The organism is Streptomyces himastatinicus ATCC 53653, assembly GCF_000158915.1.
GTDB lineage: Bacteria > Actinomycetota > Actinomycetes > Streptomycetales > Streptomycetaceae > Streptomyces > Streptomyces himastatinicus.
In genome coordinates, this window is record NZ_GG657754.1 from 9,919,973 (window position 1) to 9,931,634 (window position 11,662).

Annotated in this window: 10 protein-coding genes and 1 pseudogene; 6 read left to right on the forward strand and 5 right to left on the reverse strand. The window is 74.5% G+C overall.

Annotated elements, in window-relative coordinates:
- Positions 1-326, forward strand: a 326-nt coding sequence (locus SSOG_RS41965) for an SAM-dependent methyltransferase (RefSeq protein ID WP_208867443.1), incomplete at its 5' end; no start/stop codon positions are given.
- 39 nt (positions 327-365) lie between these two features.
- Here SSOG_RS41965 and SSOG_RS57720 read toward each other — a convergent pair.
- Positions 366-3,176, reverse strand: coding sequence for an AfsR/SARP family transcriptional regulator (locus SSOG_RS57720; protein ID WP_009720406.1), 2,811 nt, complete (start codon positions 3,174-3,176; stop codon positions 366-368).
- A 255-nt stretch (positions 3,177-3,431) separates the two neighbouring features.
- Positions 3,432-4,376: pseudogene (locus SSOG_RS58740) on the reverse strand (TauD/TfdA dioxygenase family protein).
- An 891-nt stretch (positions 4,377-5,267) separates the two neighbouring features.
- Between SSOG_RS58740 and SSOG_RS58070 the strand changes: the two are divergent.
- The gene (locus tag SSOG_RS58070) at positions 5,268-5,483 is read left to right on the forward strand and encodes a GNAT family N-acetyltransferase (protein WP_342634393.1); all 216 of its coding nucleotides are present in this window, start codon (positions 5,268-5,270) and stop codon (positions 5,481-5,483) included.
- A gap of 3 nt (positions 5,484-5,486) precedes the next feature.
- Here SSOG_RS58070 and SSOG_RS41985 read toward each other — a convergent pair whose 3' ends face one another.
- Entirely contained in the window at positions 5,487-6,404 is a 918-nt protein-coding gene (locus tag SSOG_RS41985; protein WP_009720409.1) for a LysR family transcriptional regulator, read from the reverse strand.
- A 104-nt stretch (positions 6,405-6,508) separates the two neighbouring features.
- Here SSOG_RS41985 and SSOG_RS41990 point away from each other — a divergent pair, with 104 nt between their 5' ends.
- Positions 6,509-6,880, forward strand: a complete 372-nt coding sequence (locus SSOG_RS41990) for a YybH family protein (RefSeq protein ID WP_039940029.1) — start codon at positions 6,509-6,511, stop codon at positions 6,878-6,880.
- Positions 6,877-8,070, forward strand: a complete 1,194-nt coding sequence (locus SSOG_RS41995) for a flavin-dependent oxidoreductase (protein ID WP_009720411.1) — start codon at positions 6,877-6,879, stop codon at positions 8,068-8,070. Before SSOG_RS41990 ends, SSOG_RS41995 begins: the two co-directional genes overlap by 4 nt.
- A gap of 3 nt (positions 8,071-8,073) precedes the next feature.
- On the opposite strand, the gene SSOG_RS42000 is transcribed toward SSOG_RS41995, so the two are convergent.
- Both SSOG_RS42000 and SSOG_RS42005 read right to left on the reverse strand, forming a co-directional pair.
- Positions 8,074-8,742: a response regulator gene (locus tag SSOG_RS42000; protein WP_106516554.1), complete on the reverse strand. Its 669-nt coding sequence runs from the start codon at positions 8,740-8,742 to the stop codon at positions 8,074-8,076.
- Positions 8,709-9,869, reverse strand: a complete 1,161-nt coding sequence (locus tag SSOG_RS42005) for a sensor histidine kinase (protein ID WP_245606500.1) — start codon at positions 9,867-9,869, stop codon at positions 8,709-8,711. The genes SSOG_RS42000 and SSOG_RS42005 overlap by 34 nt, the downstream gene beginning before the upstream one ends.
- A gap of 110 nt (positions 9,870-9,979) precedes the next feature.
- Between SSOG_RS42005 and SSOG_RS42010 the strand changes: the two genes are divergently transcribed.
- Together SSOG_RS42010 and SSOG_RS42015 are read left to right on the forward strand one after the other, a co-directional pair.
- Positions 9,980-10,735, forward strand: coding sequence for an ABC transporter ATP-binding protein (locus SSOG_RS42010; protein WP_009720413.1), 756 nt, complete (start codon positions 9,980-9,982; stop codon positions 10,733-10,735).
- Positions 10,735-11,662: FtsX-like permease family protein (locus tag SSOG_RS42015; protein WP_154686139.1), on the forward strand; the 928-nt coding region annotated here is incomplete at its 3' end. The genes SSOG_RS42010 and SSOG_RS42015, both read left to right, overlap by 1 nt.

Consider the following 11,662-nt stretch of genomic DNA (forward strand, 5'->3'; position numbering starts at 1 on the left):
TCCTCGACTACCTCGACGACAAGGACGATCCGTACGGCGTCGTCTCCCGGCTCATGGAGTGGGCCGCGCCCGGCAGCTGTCTGGTCCTCTCCCATGTCACCGGCGACTTCACCGACGAGACGCCCGACGACCGGGACTGGGCACCGCTCAGCGTCAGCCCGGTGACCGCGGCCCCGCGCGACCGCGCCGGGATCATGGGCTTCTTCCGCGGGCTCGACGTGCTCGAACCGGGCCTGGTGCAGCTGCCCGCCTGGCGCCCGGGCATCGGCGCCAAGGACGATCCGAGCCGGGTGTGGGCGTACGGCGGGGTGGCCCGCAAGCTGTGACCACCGGGCCCCGCCCCGTGTGAGGGACCCGGCGCCGCCTCAGTGCGGGCCGGGGCCGATCTGGAGCGTCATACAGGCGGGGAACAGCCCGCTCCAGGTGTGCCCGCGCCAGCTCTCGTACGTACCCGGCCGCTGCCACACCGGCAGCGCCTCGTCCAGATGTGCCCGGCCCTCGGGGAACTTCCCCTGCTCCATGTACGTGATGCCGATCTCGTACATCGCGAAGCCCTGGTGGTGGACGTCGCCGGTCCGCCGGGCGTGCTCCAGGCTCTCCTTGAAGCACGTCAGCGCGTCCTCGGAGCGGCCCAGACCGCGGTGGGCGCGGCCCAGGTTGCCCAGGCCGATCACCTCGGCCGCCAGGTCCCCGGTGTCCCGGGCCAGGGCGAGCTGACGCCGCTGCACCCCGATGGCCTCCTCGAACAGCCCCAATTCGGACAGCGCGTCCGCCAGGTTGCACAGCGACCGCTGCTCGCCCCGCTGATGGCCGATGGCCCGCCAGATCTCCAGCGCCGACTCCAGGGTGGCCCGCATCTCCTCGTAGCTGTGCTGGAGCCAGTGCGCGCCCGCGAGATGATCCAGCGCCCACGCCTGGCTCTCCAGATCGCCCAGCCGCCGGGCCGCCCCGATCGCCAGCTCGTTGACCGTCTGGAGATCCTGGGCGTGCGCCCGCGGATACAGGAACCACTGGAGGGCCTGGGCCAGCCGGATCCCCAGCCGGGCGAGCGCGTCGGACTGGGTGACGGCGTGGGCGACGGCGGCCAGCAGATTGCCCGCCTCCGCCTTCAGCCACGCCTCCGCCTCCGCGCGGTCCCGCAGCGGGACCTCGGCGCCCTCGACCGGATGCCGGGGCCAGGGCCGCTGCGGGTCGAGCAGGGTGACCGCCCGCTGGGTGGTGGCCACGTAGGCCGACATCGCCCGTTCCAGCGCCGCCTCGGGCGCGGCCTCGGGCTCCTCCTGCTCGGCCCGCTCGGAGGCGAACAGCCGGAGCAGATCGTGCATGTGGTACCGGTCCGAGTCCGGGCTCTCCAGCAGCTGCGCGTCGACCAGCCGCTCCAGCGCGTTCTCGGTGCGGTCGGCCGGATGGTCCAGCAGCGCGGCCGCCACCGGCAGGCTCACGTCCTGCCCGGGCACCGTGCTGAGCAGCCGGAAGGCGCGTACCGCGTCCGCGTCGTCGGAGCGCCCGCCGAGCCGGAACGCGTCGTAGCTCACCTCGAAGCTGGTGCGCACGGCCAGGTCGCCGAAGCGCAGTTCGTCCAGCCGCCCGCGGGCGTCGGTCTTTTTGGACACCAGGGTGCGCAGCGGCCAGGCCGGGCGGGCGGCCAGCCGGGCGCCCGCGATCCGCAGCGCCAGCGGCAGGCGCCCGCACAGCCGGGTGATCTCCTCGGCCTCCGCGCGCTCGGCCCGCACCCGCTCCACCCCGACGATCCGCTCCAGCAGCGCCACGGCCTGGTCGTGGGGGAGGACGTCCAGATGGAGATGGGTGGCGCCCTCCAGGATGGTCAGCATCTCGCGGCTGGTGACCAGCGCGGCGCAGTCGGGCCCGGCGGGCAGCAGCGGGCGGACCTGGTCCACGGAGGCGGCGTTGTCGAGGATGACCAGCAGCCGACGGCCCGCCACCAGCGAGCGGAACTGGGCCGACGCCTCGTCGGTGTCGCCCGGCACGCTCGACCCGTCCACCCCGAGGGCGCGCAGGAACCGTCCGAGCACCTCGGCCGGTTCGAGGGCCGAGAGCCCGGCGGTGGTGCCGTGCAGATCGACATAGAGCTGGCCGTCCGGGAACCGCTCGGCGAGCTGGTGCGCGGCGTGGATGGCCAGGGTGGACTTGCCCACGCCGCCGGTGCCGTCGATGGCCGCGATCACCACGGGGCGCCCGGCCCCGCTCTCGGCGTTGTCGTCGCTCTGATCGTTTTGATCGCTCTGTTCGCCTTGATCCAGGAGCGCCTGGATCACCGCCACTTCGCCATGGCGCCCGGTGAACGCCTGGCTGGCGGGCGGCAGTTGGCGAGGGCCCCGGGCGGTCCGGCGCGCGGCCGGGGCGGCGGGCCGCTCCTCCTTGCGCGGGGCCGGGGGCTCCAGCAGGGAGGCGTCGGCGGTGAGGATCCGCTGCTGGAGCCGCTGGAGCGGCGGGATCGGCTCGACCCCGAGATCCTCGGCCAGCAGCCGGTGCAGATCGCGGTAGGCGGCCAGGGCGTCGGCCTGCCGCCCGGAGCGGTAGAGGGCCAGCATCAGGCGGCCGCGCAGCCCCTCGCGGTACGGATGCTCGGCGGTCAGCGCCTCCAGCTCGCCCAGGACGTCGGCGTGCCGACCGCACCGCAGATCGGCGTCGATACGGGCGTCCACGGCCTGGAGCCGGAGTTCACCGAGCCGGGTGGTCTCCGCCTCCACGGACGGGGTCGGGGGCACGTCCGCGAACGGCGTGCCCCGCCACATCACCAGCGCCTCGCGCAGCCGCTCGGCGGCGCGGGCTGGACTGGGAGACTCGGCCTCCCGGTCAAGTCCCCGCCGCCCCTCCTCGACCAGCTGCTCGAACCGGTGGGCGTCGAAGTCGGCCGCCTCCACCACCAGCCGGTAGCCGTGCGCCTTGTAGCCCTGCTTGTCGGTGATCAGGGCTCCGCCGGACGTATCGCCCAGGCTCTGCCGGAGACGGGAGACATACGTCTGGAGCAACTTGGCCGCGCTCTGCGGCGCCTGGCTCTCGCCCCACAGCTCGTCCAGGAGCCGTTCGGCCGGGACGGTCCGGTTGGCATGGCAGAGCAGCACCGCGAGCAGCATCCGCCACTTCGCCGGGCCGAGGGACGCCCATTGGCCGCCGTCCCACAGCTCGAGCGCACCAAGGACCCGGTATCGCACCCGTAACCTCCGAGGCCCCCTGCCACGGCCCGGCCTCTGTCTCGTGGTCCGCGAGGACCGTCAACTCATTGCACCGGTAACGGTATACCGCAGCTTTGGCCATGGCCGCGCGGATATCCCCGCATCCTGATGGGTCCCGAGCAGCGGGGCATCAGTCCCGGGCGACGGGGCACACGGGCCAGGAGCTCCGCCGCCCGGAAGGGGCCGGACCGGACCGCGTCGGAGCGGGCGGTCGCGTCAGAACGAGCGGTCGTGTCAGAACGGGCGGTCCCCCTCGATGGCCACCCGCTCGGCCACCCGCGGGTGCGGCGCGTAGTCGTTCACCGCGTAGTGCTGGGTGGCGCGGTTGTCCCAGAACGCCACGTCACCCGGCTGCCACCGGAAGCGCACCTGGTACTCCGGGACCTGCGCCTGACGGCACAGATAGCTCAGCAGCCGGTCGCTCTCCTCCCGGTCCATGCCGGTGATCCGGGTGGTGAAGGAGGTGTTCACGAAGAGCAGCCGCCGCCCGGTCTCCGGGTGGACGCGCACCACCCGGATGCTCGACGGGCGGGAACGGCTTCCTGGAACGGGGCGAGCCGCTCGGGGCCGTAGAAGCGGGAGAAGCCGGGGATGAAGTCGTGCACGGCCGTGGCGCCGTCGATGCGGTCCCGCACCTCCCGGGGCAGGTTGTCGTACGCGGCGGCCATGTCCGCCCACATGGTGTCCCCGCCGACGGGCGGGACCTCGCGCAGCTGGAGCACGGCGCCGAGCGCGGGCCGCTCCCGGAAGGTGACATCGGCGTGCCACACGTTCTCGAAGGTGGGGGTGGCGCCCTCGCTCTTGTCGAAGCGGGCCACGTCCTGGCTCGATCCGCTGGCGAGCAGCGGGTTGGTCTCCAGCTCTCCCCAGTTCCGGGCGAAGTCGCGCTGTTGGGCCGAGGTGAGGTGGGCGCCGCGGAAGAAGAGCACCTTCCACTCCAGCAGCGCGCGGTTCAGCTCCTCGCGCAGCCCCGGCTCCAGCGGCCGCGAGAGGTCGGCGCCGCGGATCTCGGCCCCGATGGTGCGCCCCAGGGGCGTCAGTTCGAAGCGCTCGTACGGGCGCTCCTGCCACCCCTCGGGCAACCGGCGCAGCGTACGCGCCCCCCTCGTACAGGCCGCCCGCGGGCACGCGGGCGTCGCGCAGCACCGGGGGGTTCGGCGGGGTGTCGATGACGGTCATGGCGTTCTCCTCATGCGTGGCGCGGCGGCGGAGCCGCTGGAACGGATGGCAGAGATGCCCTCGCGCCGCGCAGGGGGAGACCCGGCCGGATGCGGTGCGGATCATCGCGGACGTGCGCTCGGTGTGGTCCGCGGCGGCCGGAGGCGTCCGAAGCGTCGGTTCGAAGCCGGGGTTCGGGGCGTCAGGCGGCGGGCCGATCAGGGGCCGGGCGGCACGGGACGGTTGTCGCGAGGGCCGGGAGGGGCCGACTAGAGGCCCGAGCGCTCACAGCCGGTCCGATCCGGGGCGCGAAGGTGTCCCGTCGTGTCGAACCGGTTCCTGATCATGGCGCCATTCTGGGATCCGCCGTTCACCTCTGTCAATGCCGTCTCATGCCGAGAGACGGTCCGAATGGGTAAGGTGTGTCCTGGCGCTGGACCTATTACGCAGTGGGGGGATCCATGGACGCGGAAAAGGTGGACCGGGAACTGGTGCGGGCCTGGGTCGACGGCTGGATCGTCTCCCGTCAGGCGTCGCCGCCGGTCGAGGAGGAGTGGGGGTTCAGCTTCGATGTCGCGCTGCCCAGGCACGTCACCCGGCATGTACTGCCCGAGGCCGACGAGGCGTTGCTCGTCGAGCTGATGGCGGCGTTCCCGGCGCCGGGCACCCACCTCAAGGTGCCGCTGCCACCGGAGACCGTGCGGCCCTGGCTGCTCCCGGGGTGGATCCTGGACGACCCCGGGTTCCTGATGACGGTCCCGCTGACGCCGGTCCCCGCGCCGGTGCCCGACGGCTTCCGGCTGCGCACCTGGGGCCCGGGGCGGTCTGATCCGCGCGCTCGTCGTCGACGGCCGGGGGGTCTTCGCCGCCCGGGGGCAGGTCGCGATCCCGCCGGGCGCCGACACCGCCGTCGTGGACCAGGTCGAGACCGCGGCCGACCAGCGCCGCAAGGGTCTGGGCGGCCTGGTCATGCGGACGTTGGCGAACGCGGCGGCCGAGGCGGGCGCGTCCACCGCGGTGCTCGGCGCCACGCCCGACGGCCGGGCGCTGTACACCGCGCTCGGCTGGCGCACCGTATCCCCGCTGACCGGCATCATCCACCGGCCGGACGCCGCCCCCGTGGTGTGACCGCTAGGACGCGGCCTGGTCGCCCAGTACGCGGCGGGTGCGCTCGAGCAGGGCGGGGCAGGCGCGGGCGACCAGGGCGCGGCCGGCCGGTCCGCTGGGGCCGCCCGCCCGCCAGGCGAACACCAGCCGCCCGCGCATCGCCGGGCGGGTGATCCGGACCGTCCGCAGCCGGTCCGCCCGCGCCTCGGCGAACGAACCGGGCAGGATCGCCGCGCCCAGTCCCCGTTCGGCGAGCTGGGCCAGCACCTCCGGATCGCTCGCCTCGAAGGCGATGTGCGGCGTGAACCCGGCCGCCGCGCACGCCTCGTCGAGCCGGGTGCGCAGCCCCGTACCGGGCGGCAGGCTGATCAGGGCCCGCCCGCGCAGGGTGTCCAGCGAGACGGAGGAGTGGACGGCCAGCTCGTGGTCGTGACCGACCGCCGCGACGATCGGCTGGTCGGTGAGCACCTGCATCTCGATCCCGGGCGGCGTCTGCTTGCCGACGCTGACGATCGCGGCGTCGAGGCGCCCCGTACGCAACCCCTCCAGGAGCTGGTCCGAGGTGGCCTCGGACAGGGTGATCTCCACCGCCGGATGGGCGTCGTGGAACTCCGCCAGCAGGTCCGGCAGATCGGCGGTGTGCGAGGTCACCGTCCCCACGGCCACCTGCCCCCGGAGCAGCCCGGTCAGCTCGTCCACGGCCTGCCGTGCGCCCTCGACCGCGGCGAGCGCCGCCCGTGCGTACGGCAGGACGGCCTCGCCCGCCTCGGTCAGCCGCACCGAGCGGTCCGAGCGGTCCAGCAGCTCCTGGCCCAACTCCCGCTCCAGCCGCCGGATCTGGGCGCTCACCCCGGGCTGGGCCACATGCTCCCGCTCCGCGGCCCGGGTGAAGTTCCGCTCCTCGGCCACGGCCACGAAGTAGGCGAGCTGTCGCAGTTCCATAAGCATCCATTCTAGCAACCAGACTCACCATCTCTTGGACTTCTGACACCGGCGGCCGGAGAGTGGAGGCAGGAGTCAGAAGACAGGACACAGGAGGGCCCGATATGACAGGGACGACGCGCGAACGCGCCACCACCCCCGAGGACCTGACCCGGCTGTTCGTCGAGCGCGCCAACGCGGGCGACGCCGAGGGCATGGCCGAGCTGTACGCACCGGACGCGGTGCTCGCGTACCCGCCGGGATCCGCGACCGTCGGCCGGGAGGGCATCCGCGCCGTGTGCCAGGCCCTGCTGGACCACACGACGGAGCCCTTCCGGCAGGAGGAGCCGCTGCCCACCGTCCGCTACGGCGACCTCGCCCTCACCTCGACCCCGTCCTCCGACAACACCGGCGGCCGGGTACAGGTCGTCCGCCGGGAGTCGGACGGCAGCTGGCTGCGCGTCATCGACCGCCCCGAGGTCCGCCCCGCATCATGAGCGTCGTCATCGCCGGTGCGGGCATCGGCGGGCTGACCGCCGCGCTCAGCCTGCACGCCGCGGGCATCGGGGCCACCGTCGTCGAGAGCGCCCGGGAGATCCGTCCGCTCGGCGTCGGCATCAACCTGCTGCCCCACGCCGTACGCGAACTGACCGAACTCGGCCTCGGCGACGGCCTCGCCGACCTCGGCGTGGCCACCGCCGAGAACGTCTACGCCGACCGCCACGGCCGTCGGATCTTCAGCGAGCCGCGCGGAATGGCGCAGGGCTACCGCTGGCCGCAGTACTCGATCCACCGCGGGGAGCTGCAACTGCTGCTCCTGGCGGCGGTACGGGAACGGCTGGGTCCCGACGCGGTCCGCACCGGAGCCCGTGTGACGGGCTTCGAGCAGGGCCCCGGGGACGCGGACGGCGTCCGCGTGCGGGTGCTCGACCGCGCCACCGGCACGGCCGGGGAACAGGACGCCGAGGCGCTTATCGGCGCCGACGGGCTGCACTCGGCGGTACGCGCCGAACTCCACCCGGACGACGGGCCGTTGCTGTGGTCGGGCATCCGGATGTGGCGCGGCACGGCCAGGGCCGCGCCGTTCCTCACCGGCCGCTCGGCGGCCATCGTGAGCGACGGGGACGCCGAGCTGATCGCGTACCCGATCGGCCGCGACCGCATCAACTGGGTGTGCCTGGTGCGGGTGGCGGAACCGGGCCCGCTCACCGGGGACGCGGGCTGGAACCGCGCCGGACGGGTGGCCGATGTGCTGCCGTACTACCAGGACTGGGCGCTCGGCTGGCTCGATGTGCCCGCCCTGCTGGCCGCCAGCGGGGAGATCCTGGAGTACCCGATGGTCGACCGGGACCCGCTGCCGTCGTGGGGGAGGGGCCGCGTCACCCTGCTCGGCGACGCCGCGCACCCGATGTACCCGGTGGGTGCCAACGGCGCGTCCCAGGCCATCGTCGACGCCCGGGTCCTGGCGTACGAGCTGTCCGCGCCGGACGGACCGCGGAGCGGACCGGCCCGCTACGAGGCCGCGCGCCGCGACGCGACGGCGGCGGTCGTCCGGGCGAACCGGGCCATGCACCGCGACGGCGGGCGCGGCCCGCGGGAGCTGGCCCGCATCACCGACACCTATCGGCGCGCCACCGGAAGCGAGGTGGAGACGCTGAACACCCGCCCGTCCCTGACCCGCCGCTGAGTACTAGGCACGCAGATAGGCGAGCACCGCCAGGACCCGCCGGTGGTCGTCGGGGGCGTCGGGCGGCAGGTCGAGCTTCAGCAGGATGCCCGCGATGTGCTTGGCCACGGCCGCCTCGGTGACGACGAGACGGCGGGCGATCGCCGCGTTGGACCGGCCCTCCGCCATCAGGGCCAGCACCTCGCGCTCCCGCGGGGTCAGCCGGGCCAGCGGATCGCGGCGGCGCGCGAGGAGCTGGCGCACGACCTCGGGGTCGACGACGGTGGCGCCCGCGGCGACCCGGGCGACGGCGTCGGCGAACTCCTCGACGTCACCGATGCGTTCCTTGAGGAGATAGCCCATGCCCGCGTCGGCGCGGCGGTCCTCCAGCAGCTCCTCGGCGAAGGTCTGCTCGACGTACTGGCTGAGCACGAGGACGGCCAGATCCGGCTGCCCGGCCTGGAGCCGGCGGGCCGCCCGCAGCCCCTCGTCCGTGAAGCCGGGCGGCATCCGCACATCGGCGATGACCAGGTCCGGCCGGTGCTCCCGGGCGGCCGCCAGCAGTCCCGGGCCGTCGCCGACGGCGGCCGGGACCCGGTGGCCGAACCGGCGCAGCAGATGGACCAGGCCCTCGCGCAGCAGGACGGCGTCCTCGGCGATCACGATACGGAGGGGCTGTTGGTCGGACGGCACGGGATCTCCGCTCTCAGGAGGGTGGGACCGCCGGGTGGGCTGGACAGCAGCATTCTGCCGTCCGCGGCGGCGATACGGTCGGCGAGCCCGACGAGCCCCGTACCGGGGCCGGGAGCGGCGCCACCGGCCCCGTCGTCCTCGATGTCGACGCGCAGCACACCGTCGTGGACCCGGGCGGCGATCCGGCCACGGTCGGCACCGCTGTGCTTGGCCATATTGCTCAAGCCCTCGGCGGCCACGAAGTACGCGGTGGATTCCACGGCGGGCGGCAGCCGCCCCGGAACGTCGACATCCAGGTCGACGGGGATGGGGGAGCGCCCCGCGATGTCCCGTACGGCGGCGGGCAGTCCGCGTTCGGTGAGGACCTGCGGATGGACCCCGCGGATCAGCTCCCGCAACTCGGCCAGTGCCTCCTTGGCCAGGTCGTGCGCCTCCCCGACCTCCTTCGCCGCCTCGCTGCCGGGCGGCAGGGCGAGCGTGGCCAGGCCCAGTTTCATGGTGAGTGCCACCAGCCGTTGCTGGGCGCCGTCGTGCAGATCGCGCTCGATGCGGCGGCGTTCGGTCTCGAAGGCGTCGACCAGCCGGGCCCGGGAGCGCACCACCTCGCGCAGTTCGTGGTCCCGGGGAGCCAGTACGGCCCGGGCGACGGTGGCGCGCGCCGTGGCCCACGCGCCGATGGGCCAGGCGGCGACGGGCAGCAGCAGGGCCCCCGCGACCGGGCCGGCGACCGACTGCCAGGGCGCGGCGGACGGCTGGAAGGGGGTGAGGAGCAGCCCACCGGGGATGCCCAGGGAGACCAGGACGACGGCGAGGTCGGCCCAGCCGACCGCCAGGACGGAGACCGCGCCGTAGCCGACCGTCCGCCAGGTGTCCGGCGGGCGCGGCAGACCGGGTACGACGAGGGCGAGCCGCCTGTTCTCGAACGGGCCCGCGAGCGCGACCGCGAAGCCCACCATCAGAAGCCCGCAGACCACCCGGGCCACCAGCCCGATGGGTGCCGCGAGGAGTCCGCCCAGCCCGACGTAGACCACGGCCGCGAACAGCCCGCCGGACAGCAGATAGCCCACCGCCCGCCCCAGCAGGGAGAAGGGGCGGGTGAGGACGTGGCGCACGGTACGGGGGGTCACGGGGTCCGACGGTAGCGGGGCCGCGGCCCGCAGGCGGTAGTGCCAGGTGGAGTATGCGTACTCGCCCTGGCGCCCATGTGCCGCGTCCCGGAGCCGGGTTGGCTGGGCCCATGACCACGACACCCACCGTCCGGGCCACCGTCCCGGTCGAACTGCGCTCGGTGACCAGATGCCATGGCACCGGCGAACACGCCGTCACCGCCCTTGACGCGGTGACGCTTCGCTTCGCGGCGGGCACCATGACCGCCGTCATGGGCCCATCCGGCTCCGGCAAGTCCACCCTGCTGCACTGCGCGGCGGGCATCGAACGGCCCACGTCCGGGGAGGTGCTGATCGACGGCACGGAACTGGGCGGGCTCGACGAGAACGCGCTGACGCTGCTGCGCCGGGACCGGGTCGGCTTCGTCTTCCAGTCCTTCAACCTCGTCACGGCGCTGACCGCCGCCCAGAACGCCGAACTGCCGCTGCGTCTGGCCGGGCGCCGCCCCGCCGCGGACGAGGTGGCCGCGGCGCTGGCCCGGGTCGGCCTCGCGGACCGGGCCGGGCACCGGCCGGGCGAACTGTCGGGCGGACAGCGGCAGCGCGTCGCGATCGCCCGGGCGCTGATCACGCGGCCCGCCGTCCTCTTCGCCGACGAGCCGACCGGGGCGCTCGACACCCGGACCTCCCGGACGGTGCTGCGGATGCTGCGCGAACTGGTCGACACCCAGGGCCAGACCGTGGTCATGGTCACCCACGATCCGGCGGCGGCCGCCTACGCGGACCAGGTGGTGCTCCTCGCGGACGGACGGCTCGCGGGCGAACTGCCGGGCGCGGCCGGCGCGGAGGCGATCGCGGCACGGACCGCCGCCCTGGAGGTGCGGTGATGATCCCCATGGCGACGGTGCGCGAGCGCTGGACCTCCTTCCTGGGCGCCTTCGTGACCACGGCGCTGGGCGTCGCGGTGATCACACTGAGCGCGCTGATCCTGCTGTCCGGCGGCCCAGGAGTGCCCGAGCGGCTGGCGGGGGCGCAGGTACTGGTACGCAGCCCCGAAGGGGCCCGGACCAGCGGGGTGTTCGCGCAGAGCCCGCCGTGGGCCCCGGAGCGTGCCGAGCGGCTGCGGCGCGCCCTGGCGGACCTCCCCGGCGTCACGGCGGCGGTCGCCGACCGGTCCTTCTACGCACAGGCGCCCGGCACCCGGCAGCGGGCGGGGGAGCGGCAGGGCCACGGCTGGCCGAGTGCGGCGCTCGCCTCGTACGGGCTCGGCGCGGGCGGCCCACCCATGGCCGCCGACGACATCGTCGTGGACCGTGCCCTCGGGCACGTGCCCGGCGAGAGGATCACGGTGCTCACCGCGCACGGACCGCGGCGCTTCACCGTGTCCGGGACGATGGACGGCCCCGGCTACTGGACCACCGGCCACCGGGCCGCCGAACTCGCGGGCGGGGTCAGGGTCATCGGACTGGTCCTGGAGCCCGGCGCCGACGCAGGTGCGGTCGCGGCCGCCGCGCGCGGGGCCGTCGGCGGCGCCGGTGAGGTGCTGCGCGGCGCCGCCCGCGACGAACTGGCCCCTCCGCAGGACGAGATGACCCGCTGGATCGGCGCCCAGGTCCTCACCGCCATGACCGCGCTCTCCGCGTTCGTCACCGTCCTCGTCGTGTCCTCGGGCTTCGCGTTCACCGTCGTCCGGCGCCGGCGCGACCTTGGCCTGCTGCGCACCATCGGCGCCACCCCGCGGCAGCTGCGGCGCCTGCTGTACGGGGAGGCGCTCACGGTGGGCGCCATCGGCGGCGCGGCGGGCGCGCCGCTGG

Excerpts from the sequence above, each read along its gene's own strand:
- SSOG_RS41985 (WP_009720409.1), bottom strand. The coding sequence starts at position 6,404 with ATGGAACTGCGACAGCTCGCCTACTTCGTGGCCGTGGCCGAGGAGCGG.
- SSOG_RS41990 (WP_039940029.1), top strand. The coding sequence starts at position 6,509 with ATGACAGGGACGACGCGCGAACGCGCCACCACCCCCGAGGACCTGACC.
- SSOG_RS41995 (WP_009720411.1), top strand. The coding sequence starts at position 6,877 with ATGAGCGTCGTCATCGCCGGTGCGGGCATCGGCGGGCTGACCGCCGCG.
- SSOG_RS42010 (WP_009720413.1), top strand. The coding sequence starts at position 9,980 with ATGACCACGACACCCACCGTCCGGGCCACCGTCCCGGTCGAACTGCGC.